This window comes from Bacillus sp. XF8, assembly GCF_017498755.1.
GTDB classification, from domain to species: Bacteria; Bacillota; Bacilli; order Bacillales; family Bacillaceae_G; genus Bacillus_A; species Bacillus_A bingmayongensis.
The window spans coordinates 36,093-59,551 of sequence record NZ_JAGDQK010000032.1; the positions used below are offsets into that span (position 1 = coordinate 36,093).

At 36.0% G+C, this 23,459-nt stretch carries 15 protein-coding genes, 2 pseudogenes, 1 riboswitch and 2 other annotated features; of the genes and pseudogenes, 13 read left to right on the plus strand and 4 right to left on the minus strand.

What is annotated here, in order from left to right; genetic code table 11:
- Positions 1-12 precede the first annotated feature (12 nt).
- From J4P91_RS18780 to J4P91_RS18800, 5 genes are all read left to right on the plus strand, one after another.
- A complete protein-coding gene (locus J4P91_RS18780; RefSeq protein WP_207995354.1) occupies positions 13-7,182 on the plus strand; it encodes an amino acid adenylation domain-containing protein in 7,170 nt (2,389 codons plus the stop codon).
- Complete coding sequence (locus J4P91_RS18785) at positions 7,166-7,387, plus strand: MbtH family protein (RefSeq protein WP_207995355.1); 222 nt, start codon at positions 7,166-7,168, stop codon at positions 7,385-7,387. Before J4P91_RS18780 ends, J4P91_RS18785 begins: the two co-directional genes overlap by 17 nt.
- A gap of 2 nt (positions 7,388-7,389) precedes the next feature.
- The gene (locus tag J4P91_RS18790; RefSeq protein WP_207995356.1) at positions 7,390-8,844 is read left to right on the plus strand and encodes an MDR family MFS transporter; all 1,455 of its coding nucleotides are present in this window, start codon (positions 7,390-7,392) and stop codon (positions 8,842-8,844) included.
- A 173-nt stretch (positions 8,845-9,017) separates the two neighbouring features.
- Positions 9,018-9,782: a 4'-phosphopantetheinyl transferase family protein gene (locus J4P91_RS18795; protein ID WP_207995357.1), complete on the plus strand. Its 765-nt coding sequence runs from the start codon at positions 9,018-9,020 to the stop codon at positions 9,780-9,782.
- Between the two features lie 143 nt (positions 9,783-9,925).
- Entirely contained in the window at positions 9,926-10,474 is a 549-nt protein-coding gene (locus J4P91_RS18800) for a cold-shock protein (protein ID WP_207995358.1), read from the plus strand.
- Between the two features lie 48 nt (positions 10,475-10,522).
- Here J4P91_RS18800 and J4P91_RS18805 read toward each other — a convergent pair whose 3' ends face one another.
- Positions 10,523-10,795 (minus strand): HU family DNA-binding protein, encoded by a 273-nt coding sequence (locus J4P91_RS18805; protein ID WP_017149588.1) that lies wholly within the window; start codon positions 10,793-10,795, stop codon positions 10,523-10,525.
- A 241-nt stretch (positions 10,796-11,036) separates the two neighbouring features.
- On the opposite strand from J4P91_RS18805, the gene J4P91_RS18810 reads away from it, so the two are divergent.
- The 3 genes and pseudogenes from J4P91_RS18810 to J4P91_RS18820 all read left to right on the plus strand — a co-directional run bounded on the left by J4P91_RS18810 (position 11,037) and on the right by J4P91_RS18820 (position 13,300).
- Entirely contained in the window at positions 11,037-11,801 is a 765-nt protein-coding gene (locus J4P91_RS18810; RefSeq protein WP_207995359.1) for a DUF3891 family protein, read from the plus strand.
- A gap of 52 nt (positions 11,802-11,853) precedes the next feature.
- Positions 11,854-12,308: pseudogene (locus J4P91_RS18815) on the plus strand (DinB family protein).
- A 62-nt stretch (positions 12,309-12,370) separates the two neighbouring features.
- Positions 12,371-13,300, plus strand: coding sequence for an MBL fold metallo-hydrolase (locus J4P91_RS18820; RefSeq protein ID WP_207995360.1), 930 nt, complete (start codon positions 12,371-12,373; stop codon positions 13,298-13,300).
- A gap of 87 nt (positions 13,301-13,387) precedes the next feature.
- On the opposite strand, the gene J4P91_RS18825 is transcribed toward J4P91_RS18820, so the two are convergent.
- Both J4P91_RS18825 and J4P91_RS18830 read right to left on the minus strand, forming a co-directional pair.
- Entirely contained in the window at positions 13,388-14,755 is a 1,368-nt protein-coding gene (locus J4P91_RS18825; protein ID WP_207995361.1) for an alanine/glycine:cation symporter family protein, read from the minus strand.
- Positions 14,756-14,861: 106 nt separating this feature from the next.
- Positions 14,862-14,982: riboswitch (glycine riboswitch) on the minus strand.
- A 277-nt stretch (positions 14,983-15,259) separates the two neighbouring features.
- Positions 15,260-15,844 (minus strand): hypothetical protein, encoded by a 585-nt coding sequence (locus tag J4P91_RS18830; protein WP_207995362.1) that lies wholly within the window; start codon positions 15,842-15,844, stop codon positions 15,260-15,262.
- Positions 15,845-16,326: 482 nt separating this feature from the next.
- Here J4P91_RS18830 and J4P91_RS18835 point away from each other — a divergent pair, with 482 nt between their 5' ends.
- The 5 genes from J4P91_RS18835 to thrS all read left to right on the plus strand — a co-directional run bounded on the left by J4P91_RS18835 (position 16,327) and on the right by thrS (position 22,301).
- A complete protein-coding gene (locus tag J4P91_RS18835; protein ID WP_207995363.1) occupies positions 16,327-17,154 on the plus strand; it encodes a nucleotidyltransferase in 828 nt (275 codons plus the stop codon).
- Between the two features lie 52 nt (positions 17,155-17,206).
- On the plus strand, positions 17,207-18,091 hold the full coding sequence (locus J4P91_RS18840) for a PhzF family phenazine biosynthesis protein (RefSeq protein WP_207995364.1): 885 nt from the start codon (positions 17,207-17,209) through the stop codon (positions 18,089-18,091).
- 14 nt (positions 18,092-18,105) lie between these two features.
- The gene (locus tag J4P91_RS18845; RefSeq protein ID WP_207995365.1) at positions 18,106-18,732 is read left to right on the plus strand and encodes a DUF4937 domain-containing protein; all 627 of its coding nucleotides are present in this window, start codon (positions 18,106-18,108) and stop codon (positions 18,730-18,732) included.
- A 276-nt stretch (positions 18,733-19,008) separates the two neighbouring features.
- Entirely contained in the window at positions 19,009-19,716 is a 708-nt protein-coding gene (gene rluF, locus J4P91_RS18850) for a 23S rRNA pseudouridine(2604) synthase RluF (RefSeq protein WP_017149579.1), read from the plus strand.
- A gap of 129 nt (positions 19,717-19,845) precedes the next feature.
- Positions 19,846-20,070, plus strand: a binding site (T-box leader).
- A gap of 36 nt (positions 20,071-20,106) precedes the next feature.
- Positions 20,107-20,331: a binding site (T-box leader), on the plus strand.
- Positions 20,332-20,375: 44 nt separating this feature from the next.
- Positions 20,376-22,301: a threonine--tRNA ligase gene (gene thrS / locus J4P91_RS18855; protein ID WP_207995366.1), complete on the plus strand. Its 1,926-nt coding sequence runs from the start codon at positions 20,376-20,378 to the stop codon at positions 22,299-22,301.
- A gap of 225 nt (positions 22,302-22,526) precedes the next feature.
- Here the strand turns inward: thrS and J4P91_RS18860 are convergent.
- Positions 22,527-23,284 (minus strand): annotated as a pseudogene (locus J4P91_RS18860) (TioE family transcriptional regulator).
- Positions 23,285-23,459: the final 175 nt, after the last annotated feature.

The following is a 23,459-nucleotide window of genomic DNA, read 5'->3' on the forward strand; positions in this document are numbered from 1 at the left end:
GGGTAAATGCGAATGTCTAATTGTCAAAAGGTTCGTCATTCATTGTCAGGTGCGCAAACGGGTATGTGGTTTGCGCAGCAACTTGATCCAGAAAATCCAATTTATAATACAGGTGAATACATAGAAATACATGGTTCAGTTGATACGAAAATATTTGAATTAGCTGTACGTAAGGTTGTAATGGAAGCTGAATCTTTACATGTCCAATTTGAAGAAGATGAGAAAGGGCCATGGCAAGTTATCGATGCTTCTCCTGAATTTCATATGCATATTATCGACGTTAGTAAAGAAGAGAATCCTCAAAAAGCAGCTGAAGCGTGGATGAAAGTAGATTTATCTACGCCAGTTAATCTAAAAAAGGACAAGCTGTATACAGAGGCACTTTTTAAAGTTGATTCCAATCGTTTCTTCTGGTATCAGCGCATCCATCACATTGTGATGGATGGCTACGGCTTTTCGTTACTTGCAGAGCGAGTAGCAAAAGTATATACGGCATTCATGAATAATCAATCGTATGATGAGAGACCATTTGGCTCTTTGCATACCATTTTAGAGGAGGATGCTACTTATCGAGCGTCGGATCAATTTGAGCAAGATCGTAGCTTTTGGTTAGAACGATTCCAAGATCAACCAGAGGTAGTAAGTTTGGCGGAACGTGCTCCTCGAACATCAAAAGAATTTCTTCGCCAAACAGCGCACTTGTCTCGTTTACATACAGAGTCGTTGCAAAGGGTTGCGCATGGATGTAAAGCGAATTGGCCGGATCTTATCATCGCTGCAACTGCTATCTATGTACATAAGTTAACAAGTGTGGAGGATGTAATCTTAGGTTTACCAATGATGGGACGCTTAGGATCAGTGTCAATTAATACTCCTGGTATGGTTATGAATGTCGTTCCACTTAGATTGTCTATAAGCTCAAATATGAGTTTTGCTGAGGTTGTAAAGCAGATTTCTAATGAAATTCGTGATATACGTCTTCATCATAAGTATCGTCATGAAGAATTACGTCGTGATCTTAAATTATTGGGAGAAAATCAAAGATTATTTGGTCCAATGATAAATGTTATGCCATTTGATTATGGTCTGAGTTTTGCTGGAAAGCATGGAGTTAAACATAATCTTTCGGCAGGACCGGTGGATGATCTTTCAATAAATGTGTCAAACGAGTTTGGTGGAAACGGCTTAAGGATTAATTTTGACGCAAATCCTGAGGTGTATAACTTGGAAGAGCTAATAACTCATAAAAAGAGATTTGTGAATCTTCTGGAAAATATTTTAGATCTTCAGGTAAATTCATCGATTGGAAAACTAGAACTCTTACTTCATGAGGAAAGCAAGCAAGTTTTAGTAGAGTGGAATCAAACTACGAAAGAAAGTTCATTCGTAAGTGTACCTACTCTCATTGAAAAACAAGTGAGTAAATCTCCTGATTCTATTGCTGTAGTATGTGATGGGACGGAACTTACTTATAAAGAATTAAATGAACAGGCAAATCAACTTGCTCATTTTCTGTTAGAAATGGGAGTGCAACCTAAAGAATTTGTAGCATTGGCATTCCCAAGATCTGTAGAAATGGTTATCGGGATGTTAGCAGTTCTTAAGGCGGGAGCAGCATATTTACCAATCGACCCAGAATATCCTGAGGATCGAATTACGTATATACTAAGCGATGCTCAGCCTGCTTGTATCCTAACACATTCTTCTGTTTTGGATAATTTACCAAATAAGAATCATTTAACAAGGGTTGTACTTAATAATAAGGATACAAAAGAGCAGTTAAGAGGATATCCGAAAAATAATTTAGATTCATTTGATGGTGTATCACTTTTAAATCCTGCATATACAATCTATACTTCGGGGTCAACAGGTAGGCCAAAAGGTGTGGTTGTGCCAATGCAAAGTTTAAGTAACTTTTTATTGGCAATGCAAGATCAATTTTCAATGGATGCACATGATCGTTTATTAGCTGTTACAACCTTTGCATTTGATATTTCCGCTTTAGAAATTTATTTACCACTTATTAGTGGAGCAAGTGTTCAAGTTGCACAAAAAGAAACGGTTCAAGATTCTTCAGCTTTAACAGAGATCATCCAAAAGAAAAATATTACAATTATGCAAGCTACACCAACACTTTGGCACGCGCTTGTAACAGATTATCCAGAAAGATTAATAGGACTTAAAGTTCTTGTTGGTGGTGAGGCGCTTCCATCGAATCTAGCGTCTCGGTTAAAAGAATTAAATTGTCATGTTACAAATCTTTATGGACCAACTGAGACAACAATTTGGTCAACTTTCATGGATATGAATGAAGAAGAGACCAGTATACCTTCTATTGGAAGACCGATTTGGAATACAGAGGTGTATGTGCTAGATGCAGGGTTACGACCAGTACCAATCGGAGTGGTGGGGGAATTATATATTGCTGGTACGGGACTTGCTAATGGATATTTAGGAAGACCAGCATTAACAGCTGAACGATTTGTTGCTAATCCATTTGGGAAACCTGGTACACGAATGTACCGCACGGGTGACCTTGTTAAATGGCGTCAGGATGGTTCATTAGATTATGTTAGTCGTGCAGATCATCAAATTAAGATTCGGGGATTCCGTATCGAGTTGGCTGAAGTAGAGGCTGTATTACATCAGCATCCTCATGTTGAGCAAGTCGTTGTAATTGTTCGAGAAGATCAACCGGGCGATAAACGTTTGGTTGCTTATATTGTACCTGATGCTGAAGGGAATCCTGACCTTGCAGAAATTCGAACATATGTAGCAGAGAGTTTACCAGGCTATATGATACCGTCAGCAATTATGATTATGACTGAATTGCCATTGACACCGAACGGCAAGATTAATCGGAAAGTGTTGCCAGCACCTGACTTTAATTTACTTGTCAGTGAACGTGTAGCTAGAAATCCACAAGAAGAAATTTTATGTGATTTGTTTGCAGAAGTGCTTAGCATAGCGCGGATTGGAATCGATGATAACTTCTTTGAAATAGGTGGACATTCACTGTTAGCTGCCCGTTTAATGGGACGTATTCGTGAAACATTAGGTGTGGAATTAGGCATTGCAAAATTATTTGAATCACCTACAGTCGCTGAACTCGCTAAACAATTAGATAGCACGCAGAGTGCAAGGCCGGCTATTCAGAAAGTAGAGCGCCCAAAAGAAGTTCCTCTTTCTTTTGCACAGCGTCGTTTATGGTTCTTGAACTGCTTAGAAGGACCAAGTCCAACATATAATATTCCTGTAGTTATTCGTATGTCTGGAGAAGTAAATCGAGCAGCGTTACAATCTGCGTTCTACGATATTGTTAATCGACACGAAACGCTTCGAACCATTTTCCCGAATACGCTTGGTACGTCACACCAGCAAATTTTAGATACTGATGAGGTGAACACTAATCTAATCGTTACACCTACAACTGAATCGGAATTGTCTGAGGTACTTGCTGAAGCGGTGAGATATAGCTTCAACCTTGCAGAAGAGCCAGCTATTCGTATGGAGCTTTTTGAAATAAATCCGGATGAACATGTGTTGCTTGTATTGTTGCATCATATTGTAGGGGATGGATGGTCATTAAACCCATTGTCAAGAGATCTAGCGGCTGCGTATCAAGCACATTGTAAAGGTGAATCAGTTCAGTGGAAGTCACTGCCAGTACAGTATGCTGATTATGCCCTTTGGCAACAAGAACTATTAGGAAATGAGAGTTTGCAAGATAGTCTCATTTCACAACAAATTGAGTTTTGGAAAGAAGAGCTGAAGGGATTACCAGATCAACTGGAGTTACCTACAGATTATCAACGTCCTGTGGAAACAAGTTATCGGGGAGAAACGATAGATTTTCATGTGAATCCAGAGTTACATAAACGACTATTAGAGCTTGCTCGTAAAAATGGTGTTAGCTTGTTTATGGTGTTGCAATCCGGGCTTGCTGCATTACTTACACGATTAGGAGCAGGAACGGATATTCCAATAGGTAGTCCCATTGCCGGACGTAGCGATGATGCGCTTGGAGATATTGTCGGATTGTTCGTAAACACACTCGTTTTACGGACAGATACATCGGGAGATCCTAGCTTTAGTGAACTGTTAAGCAGGGTACGTAAGGTTAACCTTTCAGCATATGAAAATCAAGATGTTCCGTTTGAACGACTTGTTGAAGTATTAAACCCCGTGCGTTCGAGAAATAGTCATCCACTATTCCAAATTATGTTAGCCTATCAAAATACACCAGAGGCTACACTTGATATACCGAATCTAGAAACGCATCTGGAGATTAAGAGTGTGGGTTCTTCAAAGTTTGATATAACGATAGAAATAAGTGAACGTAGTACATCTGAAGGTCAGCCAAATGGGTTACATGGTTTACTTGAATTTAGTACAGATTTATTTAAGCGTGAGACAGCTGAAAAACTTGTCATTCGTTTCATTCGTTTATTAGAGGATGCAGTACAAGATCCAGAACAATCTATTGGACGTTTGGAAATTTTGGAAGAAGAAGAGCGTCAAACAATACTTGAAAAATGGAATGGTGGTTTTCAAATTGTACCAGAAATGACATTGCCGGAATTGTTTGAGAAACAAGTTCACATGACTCCAGATGCAATTGCTGTCGTATTTGAGGACACTACACTAAGTTATACAGAATTAAATAAGAGATCAAATAAGCTGGCACGTCTGCTAATTGAAAAGGGAGTAGGTCCAGAGCAAATGGTTGCTTTGGCGATGCCAAGATCTCTTGATATGGTTGTAAGTCTGTTAGCAGTTTTAAAAGCGGGGGCAGGATATTTACCGCTAGATCCTGATTATCCAACAGACCGAATTTCATTCATGCTAAGCGATGCTAAGCCTGTTTGTATGATTACGAACACAAAAGTGACAATAGAGAGTGAAGAAATCGAAGCAATTGTAGTAGATGATCCCAAAACAATGGACACATTAAACAAATATGGTGAAGAGAATATAGAAAATGTAGAACGAATACAGCCATTATCACCTTTACACATCGCTTATGTAATTTATACATCCGGTTCAACAGGTAGACCAAAAGGTGTAATGATTCCTCATCAAAATGTTGTAAGACTATTAGGAGCAACTGATCATTGGTTCCAATTTGATTCGGATGATATTTGGACAATGTTTCATTCTTACGCGTTTGATTTCTCAGTTTGGGAAATTTGGGGACCCTTACTGTATGGAGGGCGTCTCGTTATTGTACCGCATACTGTAAGCCGTTCGCCTAGAGAATTTTTAAATTTGCTTGTTCAGGAAAGAGTAACTGTTTTAAATCAGACACCATCAGCGTTTTACCAACTTATGCAGGCGGATCGCGAAAATGCCCAATTAGGACAGAAGCTTTCTTTACGGTATGTCGTTTTTGGCGGAGAAGCACTGGAATTAAGCCGTCTAGAAGATTGGTATAGTCGTCATCCAGAAAACGCGCCTAAGCTTATTAATATGTATGGTATTACAGAAACAACTGTACACGTAAGTTATATTGAGCTTGATCAAAATATTGTATCCTTGCGAGCAAACAGCTTAATTGGATGTAGTATACCAGATCTTAAAGTATACGTATTAGATAACTATTTAAAACCTGTACCACCAGGAGTGGTAGGAGAAATGTATGTTGCAGGAGCAGGACTTGCCCGTGGATATTTAGGTCGTGCAGGATTAACTGCGGAACGATTTATAGCAGACCCATATGGGAAACCTGGTACTCGAATGTATCGTACAGGAGATTTGGCACGTTGGCGTCAAGATGGCACATTAGACTACATAGGTCGGGCAGATCACCAAATTAAGATTCGAGGTTTCCGAATTGAACTTGGTGAAATTGAAGCGGTTATTATGCAGCATTCTCATGTTGAACAAGTTGCTGTCGTTGTACGGGAAGATCAGCCGGGTGATAAGCGCTTAGTGGCCTATATTGTTCCGTCAGAACATGTAAACATGAATACAGCTGAAATGCGCCAATATGTAGGACTTAGTCTACCTGATTATATGGTACCATATGCTTTCGTTATGATAAGTGAATTGCCTCTAACTCCAAATGGTAAGTTAGATCGTAAAGCATTACCAGTACCAGAATTTACTGTATCTACGATAAGCCGAGGACCAAGAACACCAAAAGAGGAAATTTTATGTGATTTATTTACAGAAGTTTTGAATGTACCTCGAATTGGTATTGATGATGGTTTCTTTGATCTTGGCGGTCATTCCTTACTTGCTGTGCAGTTAATGAGCCGTATCAGGGAAGCACTAGGGGTAGAGCTAAGTATTGGCAGCTTATTTGCAGCACCGACAGTTGCTGGGCTTGCCGAAAGACTTGAGATGGGGACGAGCCAAAGTGCACTGGATGTAATTCTGCCACTAAGGACAAGTGGAGAACAATTACCTATGTTTTGTGTACATCCAGCAGGTGGACTTAGCTGGTGCTATGCGGGATTAATGAGGTCTTTAGGAACTGATTATCCAATTTATGGTGTGCAGGCACGCGGTATTGCAAAAAGTGAAGAACTTCCAAAATCATTAGACGAAATGGCTGCTGACTATCTTGAGCACATTCGTGAAATACAGCCGCATGGGCCGTACAGATTGTTAGGTTGGTCTCTCGGAGGAAATGTTGTTCATGCAATGGCAACACATTTGCAAAATCAAGGAGAAGAAGTTGAATTACTTGTCATGCTGGATTCTTATCCTGGTCACTTTTTACCAAATACAGAAGCGCCTACTGAGGAAGAAGCGCTTATTGCGCTACTTGCATTAGGAGGATATGATCCAGATAATATGGACGGGAAACCACTTGATATGGCCAATGCTATTGAAATACTTCGCAGGGATGGTAGTGCATTAGCGAGCCTGGAAGAGGAAACAATTTTGAACTTGAAAGAAACATACGTAAATTCTGTTGGTCTTTTAGGAAAGTATGTTCCAAAACAATTCCATGGCAATCTTGTATTCTTTAGATCAACAATCATACCAGAATGGTTTGATCCGGTTTCTCCAGATACATGGCTTAGCTATATAGATGGGGAAATTGAACAATATGATATTGATTGCCGCCATAAAGATTTATGTCAGCCAGGACCACTTACAGAAATTGGACAAGTATTAGCGAATAGATTGCAAGGGATGAAAGGGGTAAGTAAGTATGACGAATCCATTTGAAAACGATAACTTTATGTATAAAGTGTTAGTAAATAAGGAAGGCCAGCATTCTGTCTGGCCAGCCTTTCTTGAGGTACCAGCCGGCTGGGATGTTGTTTATGAACAAGATAGTAGACAGGCTTGTCTTGCGTATATCGAATTACATTGGAGTGATATGAAGCCAAAGAGTCTTCACTCACTTGAATGCGTTTCAGTAGGGGAGTAGTAATGAATTTAAAGCTGAATCCGAAAATTGTTGTTAGTGTTGTATATGTAACTGCTATGTTTATGGCTGCTATGGATGCAACGATTGTAAATGTAGCTCTGCAAACGATTAGTCATGAACTACAAGTTCCGCCTTCAGAAATGGGGACAGTCAATGTTGGATACTTAGTAAGTCTTGCGGTATTTTTACCTATTTCTGGATGGCTTGGAGATCGGTTTGGTACGAAGCGAGTATTCCTAATTGCTCTTTCTGTATTTACAGCTGCTTCCGCGCTATGCGGAATGGCTGATAATATTACTACCTTAAATATATTCCGTATCATACAAGGTGCTGGCGGGGGATTATTGACGCCTGTAGGAATGGCGATGTTATTTCGCACATTTTCACCACAAGAAAGGCCAAAGATTTCTAGGTTCATCGTCTTGCCTATTGCTGTTGCACCAGCAATAGGGCCAATTGTTAGCGGGTTCTTTGTGGAACATATGTCTTGGCGTTGGGCGTTTTATATTAATCTACCGTTTGGAATAGTAGCTTTACTAATTGGAGCGTTATTTTTAGTAGAGCATATTGAAAAAACTGCTGGGCGGTTAGATTTACCTGGTTTTATGCTTTCCGCACCAGGCTTTGCAATGTTCATATATGCGATGAGTCAAGGTCCATCGAAAAGTTGGAGCTCTCCAGAAATAATAGGAACAGGATTAGGTGGGCTTTTGCTTATCATTCTCTTTATTTTTGTAGAACTTCGTGTGAGTCAGCCGATGCTGGATTTACGTTTACTACAAGATCGTCTATTTCGGAATATGAGTCTTATTTCGCTATTTTCAGCTGCTGGATTACTCGGAATGTTATTTGTATTTCCGCTTATGTATCAAAATGTATTGCATGCGTCAGCGCTAGAAACAGGTCTCACTACATTTCCAGAAGCGATTGGACTCATGATTTCTTCACAAATTGTGCCTTGGTCGTATAAAAGACTTGGGCCACGTAAGCTAATTTCTATTGGATTGTTGTGCTCGGCGATAATATTTGTTTTGTTAAGTTTCGTGAATCAAGAGTCAAGCCCTTGGATAATTCGAATGTTACTATTCGGCATAGGATTTTTCCTAGGTCATTCTGTAGGAGCTGTTCAATTTTCAGCTTTTAATACTATTCATCCGTCTTCAATGGGGAGAGCGACAACTATTTTTAATGTGCAAAATCGATTAGGTTCTGCCATCGGTGTTGCGATTCTTGCAAGTCTTCTAGCTGCTTTTGGAAATAATGATGTAAGTGAAGCGGGAAATGAGAGTGCTAGTATTATAGCGTATCAAATCGCCCTGCTTGGTGCAGCTGTATTTCTATGCATTGCATTATTGTTTGCATTACGTATTCGTGATACGGATGCAATAGCTACACCAAAGAAAAAAACGTCAGTCCAATCAAACGAAGCTCATTCAAAAGCAGTTGCAGGTGAATAACGGAGGAAATATCTGCCCAGGTATAATAATAAATCTGGGTAGGTTTCTCTATTACAATAGCAATGATAAAAAGTTAGAAGAGGAAATGCTAATGGAGATATTTGTCGAAAGACTGAATAGATTCCATGCTTTTCTTAGTATGAGATATGGGTTATGAAAAGGGGAGAATTTTTATGAGAGATTGGGAGATTGTAGATTCAGTACCAGAGCTAAGAAGTAATCAATGTCAAGTATGGTGGGCACGAATTTCAGACTTACAATCGTGGCATTATAGTTTATTAAATGAAACGGAGCGTGAAAAAGCAAATTTATTTCATCATTCCAAGGACCGAGCAAGATTTATTATTGGATGTGCAATTAGTCGATTGGTACTGGGAAAACTGCTCGCAATGTCCCCGCTTCATATACCAATAGATCGAACCTGTTCAGTTTGTAAGTTAGCTCATGGACGCCCGCAATTACCTGTAGGTATGCCGCAGCTATCTGTATCACATTCAGGAGACAGAGTGACTGTCGCATTTACAACATCTACACCAATCGGCATAGATGTAGAACAAATAAATTCTAATATTGATGTACTTAAAATGGCAGTAGGAGTATTAACAGATATAGAAACTGCTCAGTTAATGCAACTGCCAGTTGAAAGACAAATTGAAGGGTTTTTAACCTATTGGACACAGAAGGAAGCTATACTTAAGGCGACTGGAGAAGGGTTAATGATATCACCTTCTAATCTAACTGTATCAACTCCAGATGATTTACCGAAACTACTTGTTTTTCAGGATAAGCCACAGCTTGTTGAGACTACAACTTTGATGAATTTGCAGCCTGGATCAGGATATATTGCTTCAATAGCTTTTTTAAACAAAGATGTATCAGAAATGAGGCAGTTTAATGCAGGAACACTTTTGCAAAGTAGTAGATTTCTCACACATTAATGAGCAGTAACTGATTAGTTGATGGAAGTGTGTATCGATAATAGAACCGATACCTACTATGATCATTTTCATATGAAGTAATTTTAGGAATATGTTCGTCTGAGTGACTGCTAGATTATATAAATATAGAAGAGGTGTTAGTCATGTTAGTAGTGGAAAATAAAAAAAGAGAATTGGCTGATGCTACAGCAGTTAAAGTTGTGAAAGATTTATTATTTTCTAAAGAAAAGTCATCTATTGCTTCTTTAGAAAATATTGTGAAAGATACAATTCAGTTCAATGTTGTGGAACAAGAAATGTTAGATCGAAAATATATTCCAAAAGAAGTGAAAAGTTTTTTTGATAAAAATGGAACATTTCTTTATCGAATTTCTTCCATTAGTTACAAAGGAAAGGTGTTATCTGAAAATCTAATTTTTGTTGATACTTCACTTTTACCGAGTGAAATTGTAAAAGAATTAGAAACTGGAAACGTCCCTATTGAAAAATTAATAGAGAGAATGGATGTAAGAAAAAATATGTTATATCAAGGCTATCAGCCTTCCGGAAATATTATTGAATTGTTTGATGGTTGCTTATTACAATCTAGTATATATCCTACGAGAAAATATCAAATTGTAAGTAATTGTAGATGTGTATTTTATATTTGTGAAGTATATCATGCGGATAATATATATGAACTAATGAGATGAATTTCAGTAAAATAATAATACCCCAGCCTTGTCTAGGCTGGGGTATTATTATTTTACTGCTTCTTTTAATTCCTTTCCTGCTTTAAAGGCTGGAACTTTTCCAGCTGCAATTTGAATTTCTTCACCTGTTTGAGGGTTTCGCCCTGTACGAGCAGCTCTTTCACGTACCTCAAATGTTCCAAAACCAATAAGTTGTACCTTGTCACCAGTCTGTAAAGCGTTTGTAATAGCATCAAATACAGATTGAACAGCTACTGAAGCTTCTTTTTGTGAGATATCGGCTGTTTGAGCCACATTTTTAATTAATTCAGTTTTGTTCATGTTTTCACCTCATATTAATTTTTTGTCTAGGTTTGTTAGTGTAATGAATAATAGAATGGAGAAATATTTATTAATGTAAAAGATTGGTAGGGTCGTATTGTTATCTTATATTTCGGTGAAAGAGGCGGAATCCCTGCAAAGTATAGTGGAATTTATTTTTATTGCTCCTTGAAAAAGGAAGGATTTATATAGATTATAATAAATTCGATATATAAAATAGAAGTGAGGGGGGAATTCGATTATGATTATTCGCACAAAACCAGAAGAAATCATATTAATTCGACAGCATGACCATGGATTTTTGGCGGGAGAATTTGCAAAAAATTTTAGAAAAGATGTATTTGAAGACAAAACATATTTAAAAGATTGTATTGATGCGATTTATGAACATGATAGAGGATGGATTGGCTTAGATAAAACACCAATTTGGAATGATGCTAAAAATTCACCTTATACGTTTATGGATTGTCCAAGTTCATTAAGGTTTGTTTTTTATACTTTAGGTCTTGATGAGATTGAAAATTCAAATCCTTACGGTGCTGCACTTTGTAGTAAACATTTCATATCATTTCCTCTTAATCAAGAAGATCAGGAAATGGTAGCGTTTTATAAGCAGGAATTAAATCGCCAAAAGCAATTTTTGAAAACGTTAACAAAGACGCAGTATGCCATGTTTGATAAGCACTATAAACTTTTGAAATTCTGCGATGAATTATCTTTATATGCTTGTATGAATGAACCTGGTATAACGAAAAAAGAAGAAATTGATTTATTTAAAGGCGGATTTGAAGGGACTGAGATTTTTAACAAAGGTACCAACGATCCGTTAACAGCAGAGTGGATAGATAAAAAAAAGATTCGAATCACACCATTTCCTTTTGAAACAGAATTTAAGACACATGTAAGTTATAAACCTATACAAAAGAATTTAATAGAGGAAATTGGTATTGTTAAAGCAGATGAAAAAACAGAATTTAAGGAACTAGAATTATATTTTGTGAGGTAAGTATGTGGTTGTGTAAATATAAGGAAAAGAGGAATGTAATATGAAACAAAGTATGATAAAACAATTTGATTATCATGTATGGGCAAATAAAAGAATATTTGAGCGACTAAAGGAACTTCCAAAGGATGTGTATAATCAAGAAGTTCAAAGTGTGTTTCCTTCTATAGCAAAGGCACTGATTCATATTTATGTGGTTGATTGTGTATGGCTAAATGTTTTAAGTGGCAAAAGTATGACTGTAGCGCTAAAAATAGGAGAACAACTACAAGAACAAGTAGAAACCAAAACAAAGTGTTTTTGGATAAACAAAAAGATATCAATGAAGTAGTTATACTTGATAATCCATACGCTGGAAGATTGGAAACATCTGTTTCCGAATTAGTGCAGCATGTTGTAAATCATGGAACATATCATAGAGGGAATATAACAGCTATGTTGAGGCAGCTAGGTTATCCATCTTCTATGACGGACTTTGTATTTTATTTACATGTAGAACAAAAATCTTAATGAAGAAAATGAGAGCTTAGTATTCAAATACATTGAGAATAGAAGGAGAGGAGAGGAAAGAAATGTATAAAGCATGCAGTAGCGAACATTTTACAATTGAGAAATTAAAAGATGGTATTTACGCGGCAATTGCGAAAGAAGGAGGAGGTTCTTTAGCTAATGCGGGTTTTATAAATATGGGGGATCAAACCATCATTTTTGATACATTTAATACACAACAAGCAGCTGCAGATTTAAAAGAGATAGCAGAAAAGATAACAGGTCACTCTATATCATGGGTTATTAACAGTCATTGGCACGGAGACCATATTCGTGGAAATCAAGTTTTTAAAAATTGTAATATCATATCTAGTTATAAAACATACGAGCAAATGGCAGAAATTCATCCTTCCAGAATTGATAAACAGAAACAAGACATAGAAGGTTTACATACATATATACAATCCCTACAAGATCAATTCGCTCAAAAGAATGATGAAAGCTTACGAAAACAGATTTCATTCTTGAATCAGTTAGCGATTTCATTACCTACACTGCAACTTATATTACCTCAATATTCTTTCCAAAATGAATTTACTATACATGGTTCGAAGAGAACCGCAAAATTGATTACGTTAGGTGGAGGCCATTCCGTTTGTGATACGATTCTTTACTTACCTAAAGAGAAGGTTTGTTTTATGGGTGATTTGTTATTTGTGAAATCACATCCTACTTTTTTTGAAGAATCTAATCTTCAAGAATGGAAGCGTATGTTAGAAATGATTGAGGAATTTGAAATTGATAAAGCAGTGCCAGGACATGGGCCTATAGGTGTAAAAACAGACTTGAGAAAAGTAATAGAATACATTGAAGAATTAACAGTTTTAGTTAGAGAGAATACAAATATTGATGAGGTCAAATGTCCGAGTGCATATATAAATTGGTATGCTCCTGAAGTATTTACATCAAACTTAAAGCATGTAAAGAAAGGAATGGAATTATCAATTTTGTAAAGGAATGTTACGAAGTAAAAAGATTATATAAAAACTAATAAAGGGTATCCCATATAAAAATGGGATACCCTTTGCTTGAAAATTTGATTAACTTGCAATTTTTTTATTTGATGTTTTAAACTTTTCGGCTTGTAAGAATCGATTTGTTTCTGCTACCACAATACTGCTTAATCCAATTAGACCAATCAAGTTTGGAATGGCCATAAGTCCATTTGCGATATCAGCAAATGTCCACACGATTCCGAGTTTTAAGTTGGCGCCAATTGCGATCATTACAATGAAGATGGCTTTATAGTATCGTACGGCACCTTGTCCAAATAAATAAGCTACACATTTTTCACCATAATATGACCATCCTAAAATAGTGGAGTAGGCGAATAAAATAATTGCAATACCAAGAATCATGCTACCAGTGCTACCAAATACAGATTGGAAAGCGAGTGTTGTTGCTTCCACACCAGTTTTTCCAGATTTCCATGCACCTGTAGTAATTAGTACTAAACCAGTAATTGTACAAACAATAAATGTATCAAGGAAAGTTCCCGTCATTGACACAAGAGCTTGTTTTGCAGGTGAATCTGTTTTTGCAGCAGCAGCGGCAATTGGAGCGCTTCCTAAGCCAGCTTCATTGGCGAATACTCCACGTGCCATCCCGATTTGAATAGCAGAAGCAACTGTTGCACCAATAAAACCACCAGCAGCGGCAGTACCTTGAAACGCACCAGAAAAAATAAGTGAAAATGCCTCTGGAACTTGATCGAAGTGATAAAAAATAATAATGAGCCCAGAAATTACATAAAAGAAAGCTTTAAGTGGAACGAAAAAACCAGTCACTTTTCCAATCTTTTTCACGCCACCTAAAATAACAATCGCAATTAAGAAAGCCATTAATATACCAGTTAAAGCAGGAGGAAACGAAAAATTGATTCTCATAGCTTCTGCAACGGAATTTGATTGCACCATATTCCCGATTCCAAAAGAAGCGGTTGTCCCGAAAATCGCAAATAAAATAGCGAGCCATTTTTTCCCTAAACCACGTTCTAAGTAATACATTGGGCCACCAGAATATTCCCCATTTTCATTACTTACACGATATTTTACCGCAAGAATAGCTTCTGCATATTTTGTTGCCATACCAAACAAGGCAGTAATCCACATCCAAAATATTGCTCCTGGACCACCGATTGTAACAGCAGTTGCGACACCAGCTATATTTCCCATTCCGATGGTTGCGGCCATGGCTGTCATTAGTGCTTGGAAATGACTAATATCTCCGGAAGAAGACGCATCTTCTGATTTTTTAAATGCTAGTTTGTGAGCGTATAATAGCTTACGAAACTGTAAACCTTTTAAACGCACTGTGAGAATGATTCCAGTTCCAACTAGAAGGAATAAGGTCGGTAATCCCCATACGTAGTGATTAATTTGTTCTAATACTTTACTTACTGTCTCCATCTCTATTCTCCTTTTAGAAAAAATAAAAAACCACTTCACATAAATGAAATGGTCTCTGGAGAAACAAGGAATAGAAAAATAAACCGATACAAATCGGCGTTTTCTTTCGCTTGTCTCTGTCCTTTTACCTGAGAGATTATCCGCTAATACAGCGGATTTGCTCCTTCGGTGCTCTTTTTCCTCCGCGCTATATGGAAGCGAGAGGGAGTCTCTCCAGAGATTCGTCCCCATGCAGTTCTACTTATAATCAAGACCTGAGAGTTTCAAAGCTGAGTCATCAACTTTTTGCCCCGTCGGTAGATCAATTGATCTTCTCCTGAATGGTTCATCCGAATTATGTGGTTAAAAAATTAATTATATTGATATGAAATGGTTTTTACATAATCAATAAACAATATTATAGGTTCCTTGTAAACGAATTGCAATCATTTTTTATTGGAAAATAATTTTTAAGAAAAGATTTTTAATTGTACTACTTAAAATAAAAGGGATAAAATAATGAAATTATTTCTGTGTAACCCCTAATATTTCTTCTATTTCATTTAAAGTGGATAACGCGATTACAATATGTTGGTCGGCAAGTCCTAAAGATTCTTTTGCGTTATGTATACTTTGGTCCAATGGTGTACCATTTTTAAAACTTTGTATAACAGATAAAGTAGCATTTTCCATACAATTTGAAGCAGCAATAAATTCTTTTCTAAAGCTATTCATTTTCTTTTTTAAATCAGAATCATTCATGTTGTTTTCAGCGTTAAAAGCATCCATCTTTTTAGCTAGTTCATTATAATGATTAGCTACATTGTTCATTTTATCTAGTGATTCAGCTGTATTTATGTTGCTTGGATTTAAATTTATTTCAGTCCATGCTGGTAGCCATTCTTGCTCGATAATATTATCGTATTTTGTAGTAAGAAAATCGATTTGGGATTTTAATTCTTGTTGATAGATTTTTTTATCGACAGGTTCTTTAGTAGTTTGTATTTTTGTCTCTTTCGTGTAGTTCAAAAAAATAATGGCCACAATGCTAGTGATAATCATCATGCTAAAAAGCCAAAACCACCATTTTTTATGAAACGATTTTCTCATTGGATATTTCCTCCTAATATGCGAAAAACAAGATGTATTAATCTATAATAACAAGTTACACATTCGGAAATTGTTGTATTTTGTCGAAAAAAGAAAAAGTTTTTAAGAAATAATAATCAAACTTTTGTATATGCGCTGAATCGGTTGCTAAAAATTATAGATTTATTATGAAAATACTCTTTTTATCCCGCTATTTGCAGTCAGTAAGACCCCCACCTCAAAATTTAGCAAGAGCAAAGAAGTTAGGTGGGGGATTAACTACCCGTAAAAGCCCGATTGGTGCGGGCTGATAATCAGTGGGGGTTGAAGAAAACTCCCACTGATTAAAGTTTCACTTTATTGAATCATGTATTAAATGTAAATACTGTTACAATTGTATCAAAATAGATGTTTTTCCGAATTTTTTATTCTGAATTTTTTGATTTATAACTCATTTCTATATAACATGGAAGTAACACTTTATATAGAAATGAGTTGATAGATTGTCAATTATTAAAAAAATAGGTCGTTTTTGTCCTGTGGATGGTACAGGATACATCATTAATGACTCACATATCAATAATATTCAACCAGTTTTTCTGAGAGTTATACAAGAAGTAAAGGATATATGTTTCCGTTTGTTACAGGATGATCTTCATAGTATTTACATTAGAGGATCTGTTCCAAGAGGGATTGGAATAAAAGGGATTGCAGATATAGATACAATTATATTAGTTCGAAAAGATCCAAAGAAAATAGACTTGGAATGGATCGAAAGTGTAGAACAACAACTGCTCCAAAAATTTGATTGTATATCTGGGGTGGAATTAAGTTTTTATGATGTAGAAGAAGTGATACATTCTGCTCATTTTTCTTTTATAAGTTTTATGATTCAAACACATGGGGTATGTATATTCGGTGAGGATATAAGGCCACGTTTGCCTAAATATAAAGTAAGTAAGGAATTGGCGTATGAACATCTTATTCATTTACAGGCACAAATCGAGCAGGCACGTGAAGAGTTAATTCATAATGAAGGTAGGGAGGATATAAAAGATTGTTGCCGCTGGATTATGAAGATAGTAGTCAGAGCGGGTTTAGCACTAACAATTGATAGGGAAGGACTTTATTCTAGAGACTTATATCCAGCATATGAGATGTTTAGTATGCATTTTCCTGAACAAGAACAAAACATGAGGAAAGCGCTGCAATATGCTATTGACCCTTTAGATGACACAATGGGTATTTTAGTATTTTTAGAAACGTTCGGGAATTGGATGATAAATGAATCTAATAATTACCTAAGTAATATTGGGTTTTATAAAACATAATATTATTATGTAAACAAAAGTAGTTTTTTTCAGAACTATATATGAGGGAGAAATGGGAAGGATGGATTTCTATATTGTAGATGTCTTTTCACAAGGGAAGTATACAGGGAATCAACTTACAGTATTTGTAGATGCTCATCAAATTTCAAGTAAGGAAATGCAGTTAATAGCAAAGGAAATAAACTATGCTGAAACAACGTTTATTCTCTCAAAAGAACAGAGAAACGGAGGGTATGATGTACGCATTTTTACACCAAATGAAGAAATACCTTTTGCTGGACATCCTGCATTAGGAACAGCTTTTGTACTCAAAGAAGCAATTCTTCAAAATGATACGCTTGAAAATATTCTATTACATTTCCAAGGTGGTTCTGTAGAGGTTACTTTTCACGATGAAGAAAATGTATTATGGATGCATCAAAATGAACCTAAATTTGGAGGAGAATTGAATAGAGATATGATTGCAGAAGTACTAAATATTGATATTTCTCAAATAGACCTTCGATATCCAATTCAAGAAGTATCAACAGGTTTACCGGTTATTCTTGTGCCGTTAAAATCGTTAGCTGCTGTAAAGGAAGTTCAAATAAATAAGGAAAAATATTTTCAACTAATCGAAAAGATAGAGCCAAAAGGAATTATGGTATTTTCTTCTGAAACGTATGAGGAAGTAAATGATCTGAATGTCCGTGATTTTGCAGAGTACTATGGTATTCCGGAAGATGCGGGAACTGGTAGCTCTAATGGATGTTTAGCAGCATATTTAATAAAACATCGTTATTTTGATAAAAAGAAAATAAATTTGCGTGTTGAACAAGGGTATGAGATAAATCGTTCATCTTTATTATATATACGAGCTGAAGAAAAAGAGGATGTAATCGAGGTTTTTGTAGGTGGAGAAGTAACAAGCATTGCAAAAGGGACATGGAATGTATAGTAAGGGGGAGCAGTATGTTATTAAAAACGATATTTTGTCAGGTAGAAAAAGAGAAAAAGGGTTTGTTTTCAGAGGCACAAGAGAAATGGAGAGATTTACAAAATCTAGAGGGATTTCATGGACAATTTGGAGGCTGGAATGAAGATGAGGCCTGTGTGTTTACTGTATGGGAAAACATGAATACATATCAAAAATTTATGAATGAAATGCACGATCCAATTTTTCATAATAGCAATCAAAAGGATACGTATTTATCTTGTGAAGTAGAGTTGTTTCAAACGTTATTTGATATGAAAGCTACTTCATTTACGGATGTACTTACAAAAAATCTATTTGTCAGAGCTGCAGTTTGTGATGTGAAAAGAGGAAGGGAACAGCACTTTTTGCATATACAGGAAACAATTTGGAATAAAGGAATGGAAAAATTAGAAGGAATGTTAGGCGGCGTTGTGGGAAGATCTCTTAAAAACGCTAATCGTTATGTCGTCCTTTCTTTTTGGGAAAATGAAATATCACATCAAAGTTATGTGAAAGAAATTTTCCCTGGATTATATGAATTAGCTAATGTAACGGAGGATGTTGAAAATATAAATGGAAAGCAAGCTGCATGTATAAAAGAATGGTCTGTATATGAATTATAAAAAAAGTGAATAAATGATGTATATCTAGGATAAATGATTTTAGTAGTTATGGTTGTATGAGTTATTAGTTTAAAAGTAGAAGGAGTGCAGTGAATGTATTATTGGTATGTAGTTCAATAAGACGAATTCTATTCTCTTAAACATGAAAATTATAGAAGACGTCAGATACCCATTCATGTTAATATATTTAAGTTATATTAGGAGGCTTACTCTTTTGTTATTGTACGGTAGAAGCAGTGTGAGCTTGAAATTTTTAGAGAAAAGGATGTGCCTAACTTGCGTATAAATAAATTTATTAGTGAATCTGGAAAAGCATCTAGACGCGGAGCAGATAAATTAATTAATGAAAGAAGAGTAATTATTAACGGAAAGGTTGCAAAAATAGGTGACCAAGTACAACCAGGTGATGACGTGCGAGTAAATGGAGAGCAGCTTCGAATTGCTCGTGACCATGTGTATATCGCTTTAAATAAACCAGTAGGTATTACATGTACAAGTGAAAAGGCAGTTAAAGGGAACATTATCGATTTAGTGAATCATCCTTTACGAATTAATCACGTTGGACGTCTTGATAAAGATTCAGACGGTTTAATTTTGTTAACGAATGATGGCGATATTATTAATGAAATTTTACGTGCTGAAAATAAACATGAAAAAGAATATATTGTTTCAGTAGATAAACCGATTACGCCTGAATTTTTAAAACAAATGGCAGCGGGTGTTAAAATTTTAGGAACAAAAACACTTCCTTGTGAAATAACACAGTTATCAAAATATGAATTCCAAATTATTTTAACACAAGGATTGAATCGCCAAATTCGTCGTATGTGTGAAGCTTTAGGATATCAAGTATACACATTAAAACGTACGCGAATTATGAATATTCAGTTGAATAATTTACCAGTTGGACAGTGGAGAGATTTAACGAAGAAAGAGAAAAAAAGATTATTTGCAGACTTAAACTACGAACCACAAGATTGGTAAAAAATAGGGGAAAACCAAAAACATGAAAATTGTTTTTAGTTTTCCTTTTTTATTGAACAAAAAATATATTTTGACACTTGCAAAAATAAAATGAATAGGATATAGTAAATAACAATTAATGGATGTATTATAAAAGCAAAGAAAAGGATATGAGTTATTTTTAACGGTTATACAGAGAGGGAAGGAATGCTGAGAACTTCCTAACGCAGGGAAATAACTTACCACCTTAGAGCTGCACTGGGGAAAATCAAAGTATCTAGTGCCGTGTAAGCGACGTTACCGCAAAAGAAGCCATTGTATTTTTACGGTGGGAATCTGGGTGGAACCACGAATATAAGCATATTCGTCCCTTTTATTAGGGATGAGTATGCTTTTTTATTTTTAATTTCATAATAAGCGAAGAAAAGGACACGAGTTATTTTAAACGGTTATACAGAGAGGGAAGGAATGCTGAGAACTTCCTAACGCAGGGAAATAACTTACCACCTTAGAGCTGCACTGGGGAAAATCAAAGTATCTAGTGCCGTGTAAGCGACGTTACCGCAAAAGAAGCCATTGTATTTTTACGGTGGGAATCTGGGTGGAACCACGGGTAAAAGCACGCTCGTCCCTATTTTAGGGATGAGTGTGCTTTTTATTATGAAATGGAGAGATGAACAATGAGAGAACAGATGATTGAAATTATATTTCCGGATGGTAGTGTAAAAGAATTTGTAAAAGGAATTACTTTAGAGGAAATTGCAGAATCAATTAGTACTAGTTTAAAAAAGAAGGCAGTAGCAGGAAAGGTGAATGGTCAGGTTTTTGATTTACGCCGAAACATTGAAGGAAATGCGAAAGTGCAAATCATCACTATGGATTCAGCGGAAGGTGTAGAAATCGCAAGACATACTTCTGCCCACATATTAGCGCAAGCTGTAAAAAGAATATACGGTGATGTGAAACTTGGGATAGGACCTGTTATTGAAAATGGATTTTATTATGATATGGATCTTCCAAATAGCATAGCTATAGAGGACCTACCTAAAATTGAAAATGAAATGCAAAATATAATAAGCGAAAATTTGAAGATAGAACGAGTTGAAATCTCTAGGGAGGAAGCAGCAAAGCTGTTTGAAGAAGTAAATGATCATTTAAAGTTGGAGCTTTTAGAAGCGATTCCTGAAGGTGAAGTTGTAACACTCTATAAACAAGGAGAATTTGTAGATTTATGCCGCGGTCCGCATTTACCGTCAACTGGTTATTTAAAAGCATTTCGATTAACTCATGTTTCTGGTGCATATTGGCGCGGAGATAGTAATAATCAAGTACTTCAGCGTGTATACGGTGTTGCATTTTCTTCTCAAAAAGAATTAGAAAGATATTTGCAGTTTGTAGAAGAAGCAGCAAAGAGAAATCATCGCAAGCTTGGAAATGAACTTGAATTATTTATGTTCTCAGAAGAAGCACCTGGGATGCCTTTTTATTTACCGAAAGGACAAATCATCCGAAATGAGTTAGAGGCTTTTTTAAGAGAAATACAACAAAAATACGATTATCAAGAAGTGCGCACTCCTATTATGATGAATCAAGGGCTATGGGAAGAATCAGGGCACTGGGATCATTATAAAGATAATATGTATTTCTCAGAGGTAGACAATAAAAGCTTTGCATTAAAACCGATGAATTGCCCTGGACACATGCTTATCTTTAAAAATAAATTACATTCATATCGTGATTTGCCAATTCGAATGTGTGAATTTGGTCAAGTACATCGCCACGAATTCAGTGGTGCATTGAACGGATTATTAAGAGTACGTACATTCTGCCAGGATGATGCGCATTTATATGTAACACCTGAACAAATAGAAAGTGAAATAAAGTCAGTGTTAAAACAAATTGACTATGTCTATAGAACATTTGGTTTTGAATATGAAGTTGAGCTTTCAACAAGACCTGAAGATTCAATGGGTGATGATGAGCTATGGATCCAAGCAGAAGAGGCCCTTGAAAATGTACTGAAATCATTAAGTTATAATTATAGAGTGAATGAAGGAGATGGGGCATTTTACGGACCAAAAATTGATTTTCATATTAAAGATGCTTTGCAAAGAAGCCATCAATGTGGAACAGTTCAACTTGATTTCCAAATGCCACAGAAATTTGATTTGAATTATATTGATGAGAGAAATGAGAAAAGAAGACCAGTTGTTATCCACCGTGCTGTATTAGGTTCTTTTGATCGTTTTCTAGGAATATTAATTGAACATTATGGCGGCGCATTCCCGGCGTGGTTAGCTCCAGTTCAAGTAAATATAATTCCTGTTTCTACTTTAGCACATGATCAATATACAAAAGAAATGGAAGAAAAGTTCAAACAGGCTGGTATTCGAGTGAAACGAGATATTCGAAGTGAAAAGTTAGGGTATAAAATACGGGAAGCTCAGATTCAAAAAGTACCATATGTTCTTGTTATAGGGGATAAAGAAATGGAAAATGGATCTGTAAATGTGCGTAAATATGGTGAAGAGAAATCTGAGGTGGTTTCACTATCTGTATTTATGAAAAGTGTGCAGGATGAAATTTATAATAAATGCTCTAAATAAAGTGAAACTATAATCAGTGGGGTTTTGTTCATCTCCCACTGATTATTTGTCTTCACCAATCGGGCTTTTATGGGCAGTTGATCCATCACCTAACTTCCTTGTTTTGACTAAATTTTGAGGTAGGGGTCTTACTGCCCGTTAATGCGGGATAAAAAATGTTGCTACACACCAATTTTAATAAGTGGTGTGTTTTTTACTACAATAAAAAAATTATTCACAGATGCTTTACTTTGTCTGGTCAAAAGAATGATTAGGTTTTAATAGAGAAGCATCGTCGTAATTCATTAATCCAATCTCATTGCACAACTCTACCAACTTATGAACACCGTTATATTGTTGCCGGTTTCTTTGATGAATACTTAAAAGTGCATTCTCAGTAACTTTTTTTGCCTTTTTAATACTTTGATTTTCCACAGCTTGAATAATTTCTTTCATCTTATCTAAAAAGTAAACTGTTTTTCTTAAAGTACGAATAAGAAGAACTTGTTTTACGTGCATGTGGGTATACAACCTGTATCCATTCTCAGGATTTCTATTTGGGGATATTAGTCCTTCTTTTTCCCAATGACGAATAGCAGAGGTTTGTACACCAGTTATGGAAGCTACTTCACCTATAGTCATTGTACTTTTCACTTTCTTATCGTTCATAACAGTCAAATTTTTGTCCTGTAGGAATAGAAGTGTTTGATCAGCGAGTTTTTTTCATGCTGTAATGTTGCTTGTTCTGCGTTGACAATCCAAAATGCATGGTCCATATCTTTGTTTTGAATATGACGAAGTACATCATAAGTGACTGTGAACCCAAACCCAGGAACCATTGCGCGAAGACAGCGAAAGTAGGCTAAATGTACCTTTGTATAAAGGCGATATCCGGTTTCAGAACGTTCAGGAGATGGTACAACCCCTGAAGATTCATAATGCCTTAAAGCACTTGTACTGATTTGAAGTTCTTTAGCAATCTCTATTGGTTTGTAATAATGCATTGTAGCACTCCCTTAAATCGAAAGGTTGATTTTAAATTTATCAAAGCTAGTAGTGGATGTAAACCTTAAATAAAAAGATTAAAGTGCTTCGATAAACTTTTGTTATATGAATGTGTGTTTTACTGGAGAACTCTGTTATAACATTATCACTTGCATTAGTGTTGTATATTTGATT